Genomic DNA, 16,891 nt, shown 5'->3' on the forward strand with positions numbered 1-16,891 from the left:
GGCGGGCTCGCCCGCCGTGCCGGTGCTCTCCGTGGCGTCGGTGTTCGTCGCGGCCGGGCCTGCCGGCGCGGCGTCCCCAGGGTGAGCCTCGCCAGCCGTTACGCCGGTCTCCGTCGCGTCGACGCCCGGGCCCGTCGGGCTCGGGTCGGTCCGCTCGCCGACTGTGGCGTCCGATCCGGTGTGGTCGTTCGGGGGCACGGCCTGCCCGTCGGCGGTGCCTTCCCCCGGCCCTCCGGCTGCTCCACCAGCGGTCGAGGCGGTACCCGCAGCGGCGGCCAGGGCGGTGTCCCGTTCGCCGGCCGGGTTCGACGTGGCGGTACCGGACCGGCCGCTGTCCAGGTCGTCCGGAGCGGCGTCCACCGGGCTGGTCGGCGAGACCTTCGCCGTCGGGTCGGCACCGGAGCTACCGCTCACACCGGCGACCTTGGCCGTCGGCGCGGCATCGGCACCGGCGACCTTCGTCGTCGGGTCGGCGTCCGAGCCGGGCTGGGTACCTGTCGAACTGTCGGCTGCGGCACCGGTTGCCGCCGCACCACCGGCCAGTAGCCCTGACGTGGTTGGCGTGCGAGGCGCGGGTGGGGTTACCGGGGTCGACGGCCGCTCACCGGAGGGGCGTGGCGCAGGGACCAGCGGTGGGCGCGGCTCGCGCGGTCCGTTCGGCCCCGGCCGGCGTACGCCGTCGAGAAGTGAGATGCCCCGGGCCCGGCGGCCGCTGGCCCGGCGCAGCATGCGCTCGGCGGACTCGGCGGTGATCCGCTCCTGTGGGTCCTTGCGCAGCAGCCCGGCGAGCACCTGCTTGAGCGGGCCGGCGTTGCGGGCCGGCGGCACCGGCTCGGTGGCCAGCGCGGCCAGGGTGCTGATCGCCGAGGGTCGCGCGAAGGGGGATTTGCCCTCCACGGCGGCGTACAGGGTGGCACCGAGCGACCAGAGGTCGGCCTCCGGGCCGAAGGTGCCGTCGCGGGCCCGCTCCGGCGCGATGTACGCGGGCGAGCCGAGCACCATGCCGGTACGGGTGACATTCGGGTCGCCGGGGATCGTGGCCAGGCCGAAGTCGGTCAGCACCACCCGACCGTCGGTGCCGAGCAACACGTTGCCGGGCTTGACGTCGCGGTGCATGATGCCGGCCTTGTGTGCGGCCTTCAACGCGTTCAGCACGCCCAGACCGATCTCCACGGCACGCGCCGGTGACACCGGACCGTCCTCGGCGATGGTGTCCTGCAACGACCGGGACGCCACGTACTCCATGACGATCCACGGGTCACCGTCGGTGCGGAGCACGTCGAAAATGCGTACCACGTTGATGTTGTTGAGCCGGGCGATGGCGCGTGCCTCGCGCAGTGAACGTTCGCGCATCTCGCGGCGCTCGTCGCTGGTCAGGCCCGGCGGCGGAACCAGCTCCTTGATCGCGACGTCGCGGTGCAGCACCTCGTCGCGTGCCTTCCATACCCGACCCATGCCGCCCTGACCGAGCGGCGAGAGCAGCCGGTACCGGTCGGCGACGAGTTGGGGGGCAGCTTCTGACATCGCTGAGACGGTACCCGGCAGCGCAGACGGTCACACCGCCGGCACGCCACTGTGCGACGAAGGTCGGCTTCTCCCCGCGTACCCTGAGGTCATGTCTGTCGAAGAGCCGCTGTTCCGGGTCGTGCGTGGCGTGCCGACCGCCGAGGAACTGGCCGCGTTGGTCGGCGTGATCGCCGTGCGGTCGCGCCCGACGGTCCGGCGCGCGCCGACCCCGGCGTCCGCCTGGACGCGCAGCGGCCGTCCGGCGGTTGCGGCGCTGACGCCCGGTGCCGGCGCGTGGCGCAACTCCGGCCTGCCTCGCTGAACCCACCTCTGGTCAGCGGCAGCGCTGCTGGACGCGGCAGGGCTGCCGGAGGGGCGTTCACCGTCTAACCTCACTCAGGGGAGCGAGCCCGTGACAGATTGGGAGGGCCGATGATCCCTGAGGAGGATCGACAAGCGTCCTGGCTACGCGGTTCCGCAGGCGTCGAGGCCGACATCCGTCAGCTACGAGACTTCGCCGAGCAACTCCGCGCCGAGGTGGAAGGCAGTTACGCACCGTACCTGCGGTACATCGCAGACGACATGCTCACCACCGTGCCCAACCCGGCCGACGCGTTCGTCGAGCTGGTGCACTTCATGCGTACCCATTGGGAAACCCAACAGGCGACGACCAACGCGGTCTGGGGCGTCGGTGACGCCACCGGCCACCTCGCGGAAGCCGCCAAGCTCGTGGCCGAGCAGTACGCCGACACCGACGCCTTCTCCGCCGCCCGCGTCGCCGACGTCCACCGAGCACTCGAGCAGCATGGTTTGCCGCTTGCACCGAACATTGACGAGACGCACAGGCAGACCGACCCGCCGCCACCGGCAGTCGCGGCGTCGCCATCGCTCGCCGACCCGACCGGCACCGACAACACTGGCCCGGTGGTGGTGCCGTGAGGGAACCGGGCGTCGGCCGCAGCGGCGGCCTGACGGAGTGGCAGCTGATGAACGTGGCAGACATGTGGGCCTGCCTCCAGGGCCACCACACCGACAACCACTGGCGACACGTCGCCGGCTGGCGCAAAATCGCCGAGCTGGCCGGCCAGCATCTCGGCCGGCTGAGAACGTACCGCGAACGCCTGGCCCAGGTATGGCCGCCCGAGACCAACGCCGCCTCCCACGCCTACCTCGTCAAACTCGACGAGCTGATCAGTCAGGTCCAACGCACCCACGACGCCGCTACCGCCAACCAGACCGCGCTGTCCGCCGCCACCCAGGCCCTCACCAGCAGCCGAAGCAAACTACAAAAGATCCACGAAGAGTACGCCGACAAGCTGCAACAGAAGCGATCCTGGGAACAAACCGCCGCCGACCCAAAAGCCGCCGCCGCCAGCCGAGCCATCCACCCCCCGGTGAGTGAATCCGACCTGGAGCGGCTGAACGCACAAGCCCGCAACATCATGTACGGCCTCAGCACCGAACTCCAACAAGCCCAAACCCAACTCCGCCACCCACCCCCCACCCCCCGGGCCAGCGTCCAGACGAGCGATCCTGATGTGTATGCGACAGGCATCCAGCCCCCCGCCATTCCTCCAATTGTTCCGATGTCGCCCCCAAAGGCAGCGTCGCCTGCCATAAGCCAATTTCGTTCACCCCCTTTGAAAGCTAGAGCAACCCATACAACGGGTCCCATCCTGGGTTCGGCAGTCTTAGCTTCGACATCCTCAAATTACTCCCCGCCTACCAACCTAACTGCTGAACCGCCGCCGAACCTCACAGCCGGCACCGATCCGCGGCCGACGCCCTTCTGGGGTGTCAACGGCCACCCCTTAGAGAATGGCCGACCTACTCAGATAACTTCGGATAGACAGCCACCAAGAACTGGTGGATCAAACTCGACACGTGGGACACCAACCGGCGGCCTAATCGGCGGTTCACCTGCCGCGGGTATTGGTCATCCGACGTCACCCAATGCACCCGCTAGGCCAACTCCCCCATTCGGTGGATTGATCGGCGGTGGAGCAGCAGGAACGGCCCCCACCGGGGGAGCCGGTTCCAGACCAGGCGGAGGCAGAAGTTTAGGGGGAGTGCCTTTGCCTCCGCCCATCGGTAGCCCACCCGGCACCCTCCAGGTAACAGGCATGAGTGAACGACAGGGGAGATCGGCACGACCAACCCCTGGCGACACCGGTGCCCGATCGTGGGATCCGGACAATCCGTGGGCAACTGCAAGTGGAGTTGAACCAATAGTAACGCCGCCAAAAGACGATGGACCGATCGATCCCGGCCCGGCCATCGGCCTGAACCGGTGAAAAGCTACTCTTCCTTCACCAAGGTACTATCGCTCTTCACGACAGTTTGCACTCTACAGGCACCGATCGCACCCTCGTTCGGTTTAAAAGAGGTGCCGACACTAGATGGCGCCGATCGTATCCGAAATGACCAGTGGCACCTTCGGTATCTGGAGGTCCAAAAGGCGCACAAAATCAACCAGGGTGCAGGTGCCGTCGTCGCCGTACCCGACACGGGAGTATTTCCTCATCCCGATCTACGGAACAATCTGCTTATAGGCGCAGATGTCATCCCCGGAGGAAAGGGCGACGGCAGGCAGGATCGAGACAGCCATGGAACAGCAATGGCTGGGCTGATTGCAGCTCACGGCAAGGGCACCAAAACCGGCGCCCTTGGCGTTGCCCCGAAAGCCAAGATTTTCCCTATATTCTGCATGCCAGCACACGGAGCGGGCCAGCCAGACGCACTTGCCGAGGCGATCAATGTTGCAGTCGACGAAGGAGTCGACATTATCAGCATCTCCAGCGTAGGCGGCACCAGCGCGAAGCTAATTCGGGCAATCGAGGCCGCCATTGCGGCAGATATAGTAGTCATAGCAAGTGTCGGAAATAAGCCTGGCGACTCAAGAGTGGGCTATCCGGCCTCGCATCCCGCCGTCATTGCGGTCGCCGGAATCGATCAGGACGGTAATCACCACTCTATCTCAGCCGCAGGCCCGGAGATAACCTTGGCGGCACCAGGTGCCAACTTATACAGCACGAGCTATGACGGCCATTACTCGAGAGGCACAGGGACTTCTGGGGCGGCGGCGATTGTGGCGGGGGCGGCAGCTTTAATTCGGGCTAAGTATCCGTATCTGCCGGCTGACGAGGTGGCTCATCGGCTGACTGCGACTGCGATCGACAAGGGGCCGCCGGGGCGGGATGACCAGTACGGCTACGGAGTCATCGATCTGGTGGCGGCGCTGACGGCAGACGTACCGCCGAGGGGTTTTGGGTCGGTGCGGACGGCCGCGCCGGACGCAGCTGGCTCTACCACGGCGGCCGCTGATGGGCCGCCGGCTGACGAGGGGCGGGCGGCGACTGTCCGCGGCCTGGTCACGCTGGGGGTGCTGATCGCGGCGGGCGGCGCTTGGGCGCTGGTGATTCGTCATCGGCGCCGCTCCGATGATCCGCCGCCTCGGATCACCCGCTGATACGTCGCCGTGGGTGGCTAGGAAGGACCCCACGCGAGCGGACTCCGGGGGTGGGCGGGTGGTGCGTGGGGTGGCGTACGCCGGCAGGCGGTAACGTCGACGGGGTGCTTGATGCCCTGCCGCTTCGCCTTGTGCTCGCGTCGGCGAGCCCTGCCCGCCGCAAGTCTCTCCAGTCTGCCGGAATCGAACCGGACGTGCTGGTCAGCGGAGTCGACGAATCGCTCGTGGTGACCGAACGAGCGGAGGATCTCTGCCTCGAATTGGCTCGGCTCAAGGCGCAGGCCGTACTGGGTCGGCTGCGTCCGACCGACGATGAGCGCACCCTTGTGCTCGGCTGCGACTCGGTGCTCGCCTTCGACGGAGAGATTCTCGGCAAGCCCGACAACGAGGCTGACGCTACCTGGCGGTGGGAGCGGATGCGCGGGCGTAGCGGGGTGCTGCACAGCGGTCACTGTCTCGTCGACATCGTGGCCGGGCGACGCGCGGAGGCAGTGGCCTCCACTGTGGTGCACTTCGCCGACATCAGCGACCACGAGATTGCCACCTATGTCGCCACCGGTGAACCGCTGGCGGTGGCCGGGGCGTTCACGATCGACGGATTGGGCGGGCCGTTCGTAGAGCGGATCGAGGGCGATCCAGGGACCGTCGTCGGGCTCTCCCTGCCTCTGCTGCGGAATCTGCTAGCCGAATTGGATCTGCGGATCACCGATCTGTGGACCAAGGTCGCGCCTGGTAACCAGATCGTCGATCCTCTCGGTTAGGTTCCGAGCATGACGCTGAAGTCGATTCCGCTCACCGACGACCTGCACCAATACCTCGTGGCGCACGGCGCCCCGCCGGACGAGGTCATCAGCGACCTGGCTCGGGAAACGCTGGCGCTGCTTCCCGAGCACGCGTCGATGCAGGTCGCGCCGGAACAGGCTGCCTTTCTGACGTTTCTGACCCGGCTGCTCGGTGCCCGGCAGGCGGTGGAGGTAGGCACCTTCACGGGGCTGTCGTCGCTGGCGATCGCCCGGGGGCTGGCCGAGGGCGGGCGGTTGACCTGCTTCGACATCTCGGAGGAGTACACGAGCGTTGCCCGCCGGTACTGGGCGCGGGCCGGTGTCGACGACCGGATCGACCTGCGGATCGGTCCAGCCGGTGACACGCTGCGTGAGTTGCCGCACGAACGGTACCTGGACTTCGCATTCATCGACGCCGACAAGACCGGGTACCCAGTCTACTGGGCCGAGTTGGTGCCTCGGATGCGGTCCGGTGGGGTGATCGCCGTGGACAACGTGCTGCGTAACGGTCGGGTGGTGGCACCGCAGAGTGCCGACGACCGGGCGATCGCAGCGTTCAACGAGGACGTGCTGGCCGATGTACGGGTGGATGCCGTGATGCTGCCGATCGCCGACGGGCTGACCCTCGCCCACGTGCACTGACAACCGACGACGGAGGGCGTCAGTGCGCTCCGGTTGCGGCATGTCGGGGCATCCCGCCGTCGGGAGACCCCAACATGCCGCAACCCGCCCGCGGAGCCGGCCGAGCGAGGCCGCCTCTGCCCGCGGAGCCGGCCGAGCGAGGCCGCCCGCCCGCCAGGGCGGGCGGGGCAGGGCGGACGGGGTCAGCGGACGCTGCGGGCGAACTGGCGGGCGGCCCAGTAGACGCCGGCGGCGGCGAGGATCGCGATGATGGTCAGCCCCTGCCAGACCCGGTCGTCGCCGATGTCGCCGTTGAACAGGGCGCGGGTGCCGTCGACCGCCCAGGAGAACGGGTTCCACTTGGCGACGCCCTGCAACCAGCCCGGCGCGAACGCGAGCGGCAGCAGGATGCCGGAGAGCAGCAGCACCGGCTGCGCCACCGTGTTCATCAGCGGAGCCAGGGCGTCCTCGCTCTTCACCTTCAACGCGACGCCGTAGGAGACCGCCGAGGTCATCAGCGCGATCAGGGCGAGCATCAGGTACGCCAGCAGCAGGTCACCGATGAACACGCGCAGGTCGAACAGGAGCGCGAGCAGCGTGATGATGACGGCCTGGGTCATCAGCGACACCACGTCGCGCAGTGACCGGCCGAGCAACAGGGCGAGCCGGCTGACCGGGGTGACCCGGGAGCGTTCGATGACCCCGGCTCGTAGTTCGGCGATGAGGCCGAAGCCCTGGAACAGGCCACCGAAGATGGCCAGCAGGACCAGCAGACCAGGCACGAAGATCTTGTACGCCTCGGCCTGGGTGGGCGCGCCCAGCGCGGGCTTGAGCAGCGGGGCGAAGAGCAGCAGGTACATCACCGGCTGGAAGACGCCGACGAAGACCCACACGGGGTTGCGCAGCAGCAGATTCAGCTGCCGTTGGAAGATCAGCCAGGTGTCGCGAGCGAGCTTCATGAGATCTCCGGATGGGGTCAGGACTCGCGCAGCGAGCGGCCGGTCTTGGTGAGGAAGACGTCGTCGAGGCTCGGGCGGTGCAGTTCGATCGACCTGAGGTCGAGCCCGGCCGCGTCGACCCGGCGCAGGATCCGCGGGATGGCGGTGGCGCCCTCGTCGACGAAGAGCCGCAGCCCGCCCTCGTCGAGCAGCTCCAACCGGTTCACGTACTCCTCGCCGTCGAGCAGCTTCTCAGCCTCGCCGGTGGCGGTGACGTCCAGGCCGACCTGGACCACGTCGCCGGAGATCTCCCGCTTGAGGTCGGCCGGCGTACCCTCGGCGACCACCTCGCCGTGATCCATGATCGCGATGCGGTCGCAGAGCGCGTCGGCCTCGTCGAGGTAGTGCGTGGTGATGAAGACGGTCATCCCGTCGGCGCGCAGCCGGCGGATCTCGTCCCACATGTGTGCCCGACTCTGCGGGTCGAGGCCGGTGGTGGGCTCGTCCAGGAAGACGATCTTCGGCTCGTGGATGATGCCGAGCGCGATCTCGACCCGGCGCCGCTGGCCGCCGGAGTACGTCTTGCACTTGCGGTCGGCGAACTCGACAAGTTGGAACGCCTCCAGCGCCCGGGCGGCCCGCCGCTGCGCCTCGGTCTTGCGGATGCCGTACATCCGGGCCTGGAGCACCAGTTCCTCGCGGCCGGTGGATTCGTCCCAGGTGCTCCCGCCCTGGGCCACGTAGCCGATCCGGCGACGCACCTCGCCCGGGTCCTTGAGCAGGTCGGCACCGGCGATGGTGGCCTGGCCCCCGTCCGGCTCGATAAGTGTCGCCAGCATCCGCAGCGTGGTGGTCTTGCCGGCACCGTTCGGGCCCAGGAACCCGAAGATCTCACCGGCCGGGACGTCCAGGTCGACACCGCGTACCGCCTCGACGGTCTTTGTCTCCCGACCGGCCCGGCTGCGGAACGACTTCCGCAGCCCTCTGGTCTCGATCATGTCCTGCTCCCCGCTCGTGGCCGTTGTCGGCCATCATCGTCACCGGCACTCGACCACATCGGTACGACACCACGCCGCTCAATTACCGCGCCCGCACAGTGCGCCATCCCACACTGAGCGATCGTTAGGGCCATCGGGGTGCCCGATAAACTCCCGGTCAGTAACCCGCCGGGAGGAGCCACCAGGTGCGCAAGGTACTCATCGCCAACCGAGGCGAGATCGCCGTCCGGGTCATCCGCGCCTGCCGGGACGCGGGCCTGGGCAGCGTCGCGGTGTACGCCGACTCGGACCGGGACGCCCTGCACGCCACGCTCGCCGACGAAGCGTACGCGCTGGGTGGTGACACCGCCGCGGATTCCTACCTGCGCATCGACAAACTGATCGACATTGCCGCCCGCTCCGGTGCGGACGCGGTGCATCCCGGGTACGGCTTCCTCTCCGAGAATGCCGACTTCGCCCAGGCGGTCATCGATGCCGGCCTGACCTGGATCGGTCCGACCCCGCAGGCGATCCGCGACCTGGGTGACAAGGTGACCGCCCGGCACATCGCCCAGCGGGCCGGCGCCCCGCTGGTCCCCGGCACCGCCGACCCGGTCGGCAGCCCCGACGAGGTGATGGCCTTCGCCGTCGACCACGGCCTGCCGGTGGCGATCAAGGCGGCCTTCGGCGGCGGTGGGCGCGGGCTGAAGGTGGCCCGCACGATGGAGGAGATTCCGCAGCTGTTCGAGTCGGCCACCCGGGAGGCGGTCGCCGCGTTCGGGCGGGGCGAGTGCTTCGTCGAGCGGTACCTCGACCAGCCCCGCCACGTGGAGGCGCAGGTCCTCGCCGACCAGCACGGCAACGTGATCGTGGTGGGCACCCGGGACTGCTCGTTGCAGCGCCGCCACCAGAAGCTGGTCGAGGAGGCTCCGGCACCGTTCCTCACCGCCGCGCAGCGGGCCCAGATCCACGACAGTGCCAGGGCGATCTGCCGGGAGGCCGGCTATCACGGTGCCGGCACGGTCGAGTACCTGGTCGGCAACGACGGCACCATCTCCTTCCTGGAGGTCAACACCCGACTTCAGGTGGAACACCCGGTCACCGAGGAAACCGCCGGCATCGACCTGGTCCGCGAGCAGTTCCGCATCGCCGACGGCGAGAAGCTGCGGTTCACCGAGGACCCGACCCCGCGCGGGCACTCCATCGAGTTCCGGATCAACGGCGAGGATCCCGGCCGAAACTTCCTGCCCGCCCCCGGTACGGTCACCGCGCTGCGGCTGCCCACCGGTCCCGGGGTACGGGTGGACGCCGGCATCTCTGCCGGCGACGTGATCGGGGGGAACTTCGACTCCCTGCTCGCCAAGGTCATCATCACCGGTGAAACCCGGACCGAGGCGTTGGAGCGGGCCCGCCGGGCGCTTGACGAGATGGTGGTCGAGGGGATGGCCACGGCGCTGCCCTTCCACCGTCTGGTGGTGCGCGATCCGGCGTTCACCGCCGAACCGTTCAGCGTGCACACCCGATGGATCGAGACGGAGTTCGACAACACCGTGCCGCCGTTCACCGCCGCAGCCGGGGCTCTTGCGGGCCCGGCGGAGCGCGAGACCGTCGTGGTCGAGGTGGGCGGCAAGCGGTTGGAGGTGAGCCTTCCCGCAGGTCTCGGCGCCGGTACGGTCGCTGCCGCGCCAGCCGCGCGCAAGCCCGCCCGTCGGGGTGGCGGGACCACGGCCGGGGCGGCGGCGAGCGGTGATTCGCTCACCTCACCGATGCAGGGCACGATCGTCAAGATCGCCGTCGCCGACGGCGACACGGTCGCCGAGGGTGACCTGGTGGTGGTGCTGGAGGCGATGAAGATGGAGCAGCCGCTGCACGCCCACAAGGCCGGTACGGTGAGCGGCCTGTCGGCTGAGGTCGGCGCGGTGATCACCGCCGGCGCGGCGATCTGCACCATCGCCTGAGGTGTGACGGGCGGCGGTCAGCGGAGGGTTTCCGCGGCAACGGCGCAGACGGCGGCGGTCAGCGCGGTCAGCACCTGCGAGTCGAGCCGCCAGTGCTGCCAGTACAGCGGGACGTCCAGCACCCGGCCGGGGGCGATGTCCACGCAGCGCCCGGCGGCCACGTCGGCGTCGGCGAGCTGCTCCGCCATCAGCCCCCAGCCGAGCCCCAGCCGGATCGATTCGTTGAAGGCCGGCACCGACGGCACGTAGTGCACGGGCGGGTCCAGGGCGCGACCGGTCACCGTACGCAGGAAGCGGTGTTGGATGCGGTCCTTGCGGTCGAAGACCACCACCGGCGCGGCGGCGGCCGACGCCCGGGTCAACCCGTCGGGGAACCAGCGGTCCGCCAGCGCGGGTGCAGCCAGGGCGCGGTAGCGCATCGCGCCGAGCCGGCGTACCCGGCAGCCCTGCACCGCTTCGCGCTGGGCGGTCACCGCGGCGGTGACCGTGCCGGCGCGCAGCAGTTCGGCGGTGTGGTCCTGGTCGTCCTGCCGGATGTCGAAGGACAACTCCGGCTGGTCGGGCAGCCGGGCGAGCGCGGCGGGGAACCAGGTGGCGAGCGAGTCGGCGTTGACCACGATGGCGACCCGGGTGCGTCCCCGGTCGCCGCCGAGCGGCCCCCGAGCGTCGGCCAGCGCCTCCCGTTCGAGCAACGCGAGCTGGCCGGCCAGGCGCAACAGCGGGCGGCCGGCCTCGGTGGCGTCGCAGGGCCGGTGGCGGCGGACGAGCACCTGCCCGACGGTCTCCTCCAGCGCCTTGATCCGTTGACTGACCGCCGAAGGTGTGACGTGCAGCAGCCGGGCCGCCGCCTCGAAGCTGCCCTCCGAGACGATGGCCGCGAGCGTACGGAGCTGGGTGGAGTCGAGACCGTCCATGTAGCTGACCTTAATCAGATGAAGAATCTTTAGCTGGACTCAGGAAACGAGGCGCTTCTACCGTCGGTCACATGCTCACCTCCGTCGTTGCCGGTTTCTCCCTGTCCATCGCCCTCATCGTCGCCATCGGCGCGCAGAACGCCTTCGTGCTGCGTCAGGGCCTGCGCCGGGAGCACGTGGTGCCGGTGGTGTTGACCTGCGCACTCTCCGACGCGCTGCTGATCGGCGTGGGCATCGCCGGGGTGGGCTCGATCGTGGCCGGACGTCCGGTCCTGCTCACCGCGATCCGTTGGGGTGGGGCGGCCTTCCTCCTCGGGTACGCGGCACTCGCCGCCCGCCGGGCGTTGCGTCCCGCCGTACTCGCGCCGGCCGACCGGCCACCGGCCCGGCTCGGCCCGACGCTGCTGGCCTGCCTCGCCTTCACCTACCTCAACCCGCACGTCTACCTCGACACGGTGCTGCTGCTCGGCGGGATCGCCCAGCAGCACCCGCACCGGTGGCTGTTCGGTGTGGGCGCGACAACGGCCAGCGTGCTCTGGTTCGCGGCACTCGGTGCGGGCGCGTACCGGCTCGCGCCACTGCTCGCACGCAGGCGGGTCTGGCAGGTGCTCGACGGCGTGATCGCGGTGGTGATGATCGCAGTGGCGGTGGCACTGGTGCTCGGTTGAGCAATGATGGCCGGGTGCGGTTCCTCAACGGTGTGAATCCCGGCTACGACCTGACCTACAACGACGTCTTCATGGCTCCGGCCCGCTCGGAGGTGGGTTCGCGGCTCGACGTGGATCTGGCCACCGGCGACGGCACCGGTACCACCATCCCGCTGGTGGTGGCGAACATGACGGCGGTCGCCGGCCGGCGGATGGCCGAGACGGTGGCCCGACGCGGCGGCATCGCGGTGATCCCGCAGGACATCCCGATCGACGTGGTGGCGGAGGTGGTCGCCTGGGTCAAGCAGCGACACCTGGTGCACGACACGGCGATCGCGCTGGGCCCGAACGACACCGTCGGTGACGCCATCCATCTGCTCCCCAAGCGGGCGTACGGCGCGGTGATCGTGGTGGACGACGACGGCCGTCCGATGGGGGTGGTGACCGAGGCCGACACCGTCAGCGTGGACCGGTTCACCCAGCTGCGGCACGTGATGTCGACCGAGTTGCACACCGTGCCCGTCGACGCGGATCCGCGTACCGGCTTCGACCGGCTCTCGGCGGGCCGGCGGCGGCTGGCGCCGGTGGTGGACGACGCGGGCCGGCTGGTCGGCGTACTCACCCGCCCCGGCGCGCTGCGGGCGACGCTCTACAGGCCGGCGGTGGACGCCCACGGCCGACTCCGGATCGCGGCGGCGGTGGGCATCAACGGCGACGTGGCGGGCAAGGCGAAGGCCCTGCTGGAGGCGGGGGTGGACACCCTGGTCGTGGACACCGCCCACGGCCACCAGGAGCGGATGATCTCGGCCCTGCGGACGGTACGCGGTCTCGACCCGGCCGTGCCGGTGGCGGCCGGCAACGTGGTCACCGCCGACGGGGTACGCGATCTGGTCGACGCAGGTGCCGACATCATCAAGGTCGGGGTCGGTCCGGGCGCGATGTGCACCACCCGGATGATGACCGGGGTCGGTAGGCCGCAGTTCTCGGCGGTACTGGACTGCGCGGCGGCCGCCCGGGCCCTGGGCCGCCACGTCTGGGCTGACGGCGGGGTGCGGCATCCGCGGGACGTGGCCCTGGCGCTGGCCGCCGGGGCGTCCAACGTGATGATCGGCTCGTGGTTCGCCGGCACCTACGAGTCCCCCGGTGACCTTTTCACCGACGAGGAGGGCCGGCGCTACAAGGAGAGTTTCGGCATGGCCTCGGCACGGGCGGTCAGCGCGCGGACCGGCGACGACAGCCCCTACGACCGCGCCCGCAAGGCGATCTTCGAGGAGGGCATCTCGTCGGCCCGGATGTATCTCGACCCGGTCCGTCCCGGCGTGGAGGACCTGATCGACGAGATCATCTCGGGAGTGCGGAGCGCCTTCACCTACGCCGGTGCGCGCACCCTCGACGAGTTCCACGAGCGGGTGCTGATCGGCGTCCAGAGCACCGCCGGCTACACCGAGGGAATGCCGCTGCCGACCAGTTGGTGAGGTCGGGGCGGGCACCGACTGAACGTCGTCAGTCGGTGCCCGGGGCCGGTATGAAGAGATGCCGGATCACCGACCGGGCGGCGTCACCCGGGTCCTCGCCCAACCCGGCGGGGAGTGCACCGGCCAGCCAGAGGGTGGCGAAGCCGTGCACGATCGACCAGGCCGCCAGCACGTCTTCCTGCGGCCCGTCGGCGGCCGGCGTGGGACGGCCGGACCGGTGCGCCAGTCCAGCGCGCAGGACGGCGCCGGAACGTTCCCGGGCGGCCCGCAGTTCGGCGTCGTCGGTCCGGTAGAGATCGGGGTGGAACATCACCTCGAAGTGAGCGCGATGCCCGACGGCGAACTTCACGTACGCCACGCCGAGATCCAGCAGCTCGTCGCCGGCCCGGGTGAGCGCGTCGGCGAGGGTGTCGAAACCCTGCACCGCGATCGCGGTGAACAGGCCGGCACGGTCACCGAAGTGGTGTGCCGGTGCGGCGTGCGAGACGCCGGCCCGGCGGGCCAGATCGCGCAGGCTCAGCGCCGCCGGACCTGACTCCTCGATCGCCTGCACGGCCGCGGTGAGCAGGGTGCGGCGCAGGTCGCCGTGGTGGTAGCCGCGGGTGTCGCTCATCACCCAAGCTTATCTTGTCATTGACAAGATACGGTGTCCGGGGGCAATCTTGACACCGACAAGATTTGCAGTTGAGGGAGGTATCGATGGCTCCGCTGATCGCTCTGGTCGCCGGCACCGCGCTCGCCCGGCTGGTCGGTCTGGCCGGGATCGCCGCGCTCGACGGATGGCATCCGGCGCTGCGGGTCGGGCTGGCGCTCATGTTCGTCATGACCGGGATGGTGCATTTCGTCGGCCCTCGGCGGCAGGACCTGATCGCCATGGTGCCGCCCCGGCTGCCACGCCCGGAGTTGCTGGTCACGGTGACCGGGGTGCTGGAACTCGCGGGGGCGGTCGGGTTGCTCGTGCCGGCCACCGCCCGCTGGGCCGCCGCCGGGCTGGCCCTGCTGCTGCTGGCCATGTTCCCGGCGAACGTCTCCGCCGCCCGCCGCCGGCTCACCCTGGCCGGACGCCCGGTCACTCCGCTCGGCGTCCGTACCGCGCTGCAACTGGTGTTCCTCGCCGCCACGGTCGCGGTCGCGGTCGGACCGTGAGCCGCCGCCCACCGCCACCCGCGGTCGCGGTCGCGGTCGCGGTCGGACCGTGAGCCGGCGCCCACCGCCACCCGCCGCCGCGGTCGCGGTCGCGGTCGGTCCGTCAACTGGATCCGACCGCGACCGTCGGTCTCAGCGGGCCGGCAGCAGGTCTCCGGAGCGAGCGGCCACCACCGCGCCGATCAGTCCGATCGCCTCGGCCGCCGACTGCGGCGGCAAAAAGCGGCCGTCCCGCAACCGCAACGCCACCCGGCCGTCGGCCGCCTCCCGGGCGCCCAGCACGCCGACGTACGGAATCCGGCGGCGCACCGCGTCGCGTACCCGGGCACCGAGCGACCCGCTGTGGTCGACCTCGGCCCGCAGTCCCGCCTCGGTGGCCCGCCGGGTCAGGTCGGCCGCGGCGTCGGCCTGACCGTCGCCGACCGGCAGGACGACCAGTTGCACGGGGGCGTACCAGGGCGGGAAGGCGCCCCCGTGCACCTCGATCAGGTACGCGAAGAGTCGCTCCATGCTGCCGGCGAGGCTGCGGTGCACCATCACCGGACGCCGTCGTTCACCATCGGCGTCGGTGTACGACAGGTCGAAACGCTCCGGCTTGTCGAAGTCGAGCTGAACGGTGGAGAGGGTGTACTCACGCTCGGCCGCGTCCCGCACCTGAATGTCGATCTTCGGGCCGTAGAAGGCGGCCTCCCCCGGGGCCTCGGTGTACGGCACCCCGTCGAGGCCGGCGCGGAGCAGGTCCTCGGCCCGCGCCCACTGCGCGTCGTCGCCGACGTACTTCTCCCCCGACCCGCGCAGCGACAGCCGTACGCCCGCCGGCCGTACGCCCAGCGCCGCGTGCGCGGCCCGGATCAGCCGCAGGATCTCCGACACCTCCTGGCCGACCTGCTCAAGGGCGCAGAAGTTGTGCGCGTCGTTGAGGGTGATGGCGCGTACCCGGGAGAGTCCGCCGAGTACTCCCGAGCGTTCCGCCCGGTACATTCCCCCGATCTCCGAGACGCGCAGCGGCAGTTCCCGGTAGGAACGCCCACGGGACCGGTAGACCAGGGCGTGGTGCGGGCAGAGCGCCGGACGGAGCATCACCTCGTCGTCGCCCTCCCCCAGTCGCATCGCCGGGAACATCTCGGCGGCGAAGTAACCGAGATGCCCGGAGACCTCGAACAGCTCCCGTCGTCCCAGCGGCGGGGTGTACACCTGTTGGTAGCCGGCCCGGCGCTCCAGATCACGCAGGTACTCCTCGACGGCATGCCGGGCGGCGGCACCGGCCGGCAGCCAGATCGGCAGGCCGGCACCGGAGAGCGGGTCGGTGGCGAACAGGTCCAGGTCCCGGCCCAGCCGGCGGTGGTCGATCATGTCAGGGCTCCTTGGTCGTACGCCCCGACACGACCCCTGACCCATGACGCACGAGTGCCCCGGGCGGATCGCCCGGGGCACTCGGTAGACGAAGACGTCAGTGCGGCGCGCCAGGCTTCCCCGGCGTCGTCGTCAGCAGCGCACTGCACATGCGCGGAGCGTACGCCCGCTCCGCGCGCCGCCGCACCTCATTTGACCGGGCCGCTGGCACGGGACCTGCCAGCGGCCCGGCGGCGGCCCGGGCGTCAGGAACGGGGGACCCGACGCTCGCCGGGCCGCGCGCCGACAACGGTACGCCGCTGGAGGAGATTTCGGCGACCGCGCCTCGCCGTCAACCTTCATCGATATGCTGCGGTGGGATCGGTGGCCCGCCGCCTCCCGGGCGAGGTGTCAGTGGTCACGGCCGGCCAGGGCCGGTTGCGGGTGACCCCGGACACCGCGTCAGGCTCGGTACGTCCATTCGGAGAATTCCGCGAGGTGGCCCGGTGCCCGAACTGCTCACCCAGGTGGCATCGCCCCAACTGGCGTACCTCGCGCTCTTCACCCTGCTGGCCGTGGACGCCTTCGTGCCGGTGGTACCCACCCAGCTGCTGATGCTCACCGGCGGCGCACTCACCGTGTACGGCGGGCTGAACCTGCCGACGACCGTCGCCGTCGGCGCGCTCGGCGTACTCGCCGGGGATCTGGCCTGTTACCTGCTCGGTCGGTACGCGTCGGGACGCCGGCCGGTTCGGTCGGTGGGGACTGGTCGAGCCCGCGGCATCGCCGGGCGCCTGACCCGGGGCCTGCGCCGTCCCGGGCCGATGATGATTCTGCTCTGCCGTTTCGTGCCGGGTGGCCGGATGGCCGCCTGCTTCGCCGCCGGCCGCAGCCGGTACCCGGTGCGGCACTTTCTGCCCGCTGCCGGCATCGCGGCCGGAGGCTGGGCGTCCTACGGCGGGCTGGTGGGGCACCTGGGCGGGGCGGCGTTGACCGGTTCCGGCTGGCGGATGGTGGTGGTCGCGGCGGTGGCCGCCGCCGGCTTCGCGTTGGCCGGCTGGGCGTTGGCGTCCGTCACCGCACGGCTGAACTCGACCCCGGCCGAGACGCCCGTCGACTAGTGCGG

Annotated in this window: 16 protein-coding genes; 10 read left to right on the forward strand and 6 right to left on the reverse strand. The window is 70.3% G+C overall.

All coding sequences use genetic code 11. The features are described 5' to 3' along the window. A partial coding sequence (locus tag Vse01_RS07075) for a serine/threonine-protein kinase (protein ID WP_239104270.1) occupies positions 1–1,524 on the reverse strand: 1,524 nt, incomplete at its 3' end. A gap of 91 nt (positions 1,525–1,615) precedes the next feature. On the opposite strand from Vse01_RS07075, the gene Vse01_RS07080 reads away from it, so the two are divergent. The 5 genes from Vse01_RS07080 to Vse01_RS07100 all read left to right on the forward strand — a co-directional run bounded on the left by Vse01_RS07080 (position 1,616) and on the right by Vse01_RS07100 (position 6,399). Further along, positions 1,616–1,828 (forward strand): acyl-CoA carboxylase subunit epsilon, encoded by a 213-nt coding sequence (locus tag Vse01_RS07080; RefSeq protein WP_093406267.1) that lies wholly within the window; start codon positions 1,616–1,618, stop codon positions 1,826–1,828. A 110-nt stretch (positions 1,829–1,938) separates the two neighbouring features. Then, positions 1,939–2,445 carry a hypothetical protein gene (locus tag Vse01_RS07085; RefSeq protein WP_093406264.1) on the forward strand — a complete coding sequence of 169 codons (507 nt, stop codon included), beginning with the start codon at positions 1,939–1,941 and terminating at the stop codon, positions 2,443–2,445. A 1,351-nt stretch (positions 2,446–3,796) separates the two neighbouring features. After that, positions 3,797–4,975 (forward strand): S8 family serine peptidase, encoded by a 1,179-nt coding sequence (locus Vse01_RS07090; protein ID WP_232511301.1) that lies wholly within the window; start codon positions 3,797–3,799, stop codon positions 4,973–4,975. A 104-nt stretch (positions 4,976–5,079) separates the two neighbouring features. Next, entirely contained in the window at positions 5,080–5,736 is a 657-nt protein-coding gene (locus Vse01_RS07095; protein ID WP_093406259.1) for a Maf family protein, read from the forward strand. Between the two features lie 9 nt (positions 5,737–5,745). Next, positions 5,746–6,399: an O-methyltransferase gene (locus Vse01_RS07100; protein ID WP_093406257.1), complete on the forward strand. Its 654-nt coding sequence runs from the start codon at positions 5,746–5,748 to the stop codon at positions 6,397–6,399. Between the two features lie 182 nt (positions 6,400–6,581). On the opposite strand, the gene Vse01_RS07105 is transcribed toward Vse01_RS07100, so the two are convergent. Continuing rightward, the gene (locus tag Vse01_RS07105; protein WP_093406255.1) at positions 6,582–7,337 is read right to left on the reverse strand and encodes an ABC transporter permease; all 756 of its coding nucleotides are present in this window, start codon (positions 7,335–7,337) and stop codon (positions 6,582–6,584) included. A gap of 17 nt (positions 7,338–7,354) precedes the next feature. After that, on the reverse strand, positions 7,355–8,314 hold the full coding sequence (locus tag Vse01_RS07110) for an ATP-binding cassette domain-containing protein (RefSeq protein WP_093406253.1): 960 nt from the start codon (positions 8,312–8,314) through the stop codon (positions 7,355–7,357). Between the two features lie 185 nt (positions 8,315–8,499). Here Vse01_RS07110 and Vse01_RS07115 point away from each other — a divergent pair, with 185 nt between their 5' ends. Beyond that, positions 8,500–10,251 (forward strand): acetyl/propionyl/methylcrotonyl-CoA carboxylase subunit alpha, encoded by a 1,752-nt coding sequence (locus tag Vse01_RS07115; RefSeq protein WP_093406250.1) that lies wholly within the window; start codon positions 8,500–8,502, stop codon positions 10,249–10,251. Positions 10,252–10,268: 17 nt separating this feature from the next. On the opposite strand, the gene Vse01_RS07120 is transcribed toward Vse01_RS07115, so the two are convergent. Next, on the reverse strand, positions 10,269–11,165 hold the full coding sequence (locus tag Vse01_RS07120) for a LysR family transcriptional regulator ArgP (RefSeq protein WP_093406248.1): 897 nt from the start codon (positions 11,163–11,165) through the stop codon (positions 10,269–10,271). A 71-nt stretch (positions 11,166–11,236) separates the two neighbouring features. On the opposite strand from Vse01_RS07120, the gene Vse01_RS07125 reads away from it, so the two are divergent. Both Vse01_RS07125 and Vse01_RS07130 read left to right on the forward strand, forming a co-directional pair. Further along, the gene (locus Vse01_RS07125; RefSeq protein ID WP_093406245.1) at positions 11,237–11,833 is read left to right on the forward strand and encodes a LysE/ArgO family amino acid transporter; all 597 of its coding nucleotides are present in this window, start codon (positions 11,237–11,239) and stop codon (positions 11,831–11,833) included. Positions 11,834–11,847: 14 nt separating this feature from the next. After that, entirely contained in the window at positions 11,848–13,287 is a 1,440-nt protein-coding gene (locus tag Vse01_RS07130; RefSeq protein WP_093406243.1) for a GuaB1 family IMP dehydrogenase-related protein, read from the forward strand. 28 nt (positions 13,288–13,315) lie between these two features. Here Vse01_RS07130 and Vse01_RS07135 read toward each other — a convergent pair whose 3' ends face one another. Further along, the gene (locus Vse01_RS07135; protein WP_093406240.1) at positions 13,316–13,900 is read right to left on the reverse strand and encodes a TetR/AcrR family transcriptional regulator; all 585 of its coding nucleotides are present in this window, start codon (positions 13,898–13,900) and stop codon (positions 13,316–13,318) included. Positions 13,901–13,986: 86 nt separating this feature from the next. On the opposite strand from Vse01_RS07135, the gene Vse01_RS07140 reads away from it, so the two are divergent. Next, entirely contained in the window at positions 13,987–14,433 is a 447-nt protein-coding gene (locus Vse01_RS07140; protein ID WP_093406238.1) for a DoxX family protein, read from the forward strand. Positions 14,434–14,565: 132 nt separating this feature from the next. On the opposite strand, the gene thrS is transcribed toward Vse01_RS07140, so the two are convergent. Further along, the gene (gene thrS / locus Vse01_RS07145; RefSeq protein ID WP_093406235.1) at positions 14,566–15,786 is read right to left on the reverse strand and encodes a threonine--tRNA ligase; all 1,221 of its coding nucleotides are present in this window, start codon (positions 15,784–15,786) and stop codon (positions 14,566–14,568) included. A 485-nt stretch (positions 15,787–16,271) separates the two neighbouring features. Between thrS and Vse01_RS07150 the strand changes: the two genes are divergently transcribed. Further along, positions 16,272–16,886 (forward strand): DedA family protein, encoded by a 615-nt coding sequence (locus Vse01_RS07150; RefSeq protein ID WP_093406233.1) that lies wholly within the window; start codon positions 16,272–16,274, stop codon positions 16,884–16,886. The last annotated feature ends 5 nt before the right edge of the window (positions 16,887–16,891 follow it).

This window comes from Micromonospora sediminimaris, assembly GCF_016863575.1.
Classification (GTDB): Bacteria; Actinomycetota; Actinomycetes; order Mycobacteriales; family Micromonosporaceae; genus Micromonospora; species Micromonospora sediminimaris.

What these genes read in the sequence shown, in the direction of transcription:
- Vse01_RS07080 (WP_093406267.1), top strand. Translation starts at nt 1,616, where the DNA reads ATGTCTGTCGAAGAGCCGCTGTTCCGGGTCGTGCGTGGCGTGCCGACC.
- Vse01_RS07085 (WP_093406264.1), top strand. Translation starts at nt 1,939, where the DNA reads ATGATCCCTGAGGAGGATCGACAAGCGTCCTGGCTACGCGGTTCCGCA.
- Vse01_RS07100 (WP_093406257.1), top strand. Translation starts at nt 5,746, where the DNA reads ATGACGCTGAAGTCGATTCCGCTCACCGACGACCTGCACCAATACCTC.
- Vse01_RS07105 (WP_093406255.1), bottom strand. Translation starts at nt 7,337, where the DNA reads ATGAAGCTCGCTCGCGACACCTGGCTGATCTTCCAACGGCAGCTGAAT.
- Vse01_RS07110 (WP_093406253.1), bottom strand. Translation starts at nt 8,314, where the DNA reads ATGATCGAGACCAGAGGGCTGCGGAAGTCGTTCCGCAGCCGGGCCGGT.
- Vse01_RS07120 (WP_093406248.1), bottom strand. Translation starts at nt 11,165, where the DNA reads ATGGACGGTCTCGACTCCACCCAGCTCCGTACGCTCGCGGCCATCGTC.
- Vse01_RS07125 (WP_093406245.1), top strand. Translation starts at nt 11,237, where the DNA reads ATGCTCACCTCCGTCGTTGCCGGTTTCTCCCTGTCCATCGCCCTCATC.
- Vse01_RS07135 (WP_093406240.1), bottom strand. Translation starts at nt 13,900, where the DNA reads ATGAGCGACACCCGCGGCTACCACCACGGCGACCTGCGCCGCACCCTG.
- Vse01_RS07140 (WP_093406238.1), top strand. Translation starts at nt 13,987, where the DNA reads ATGGCTCCGCTGATCGCTCTGGTCGCCGGCACCGCGCTCGCCCGGCTG.
- thrS (WP_093406235.1), bottom strand. Translation starts at nt 15,786, where the DNA reads ATGATCGACCACCGCCGGCTGGGCCGGGACCTGGACCTGTTCGCCACC.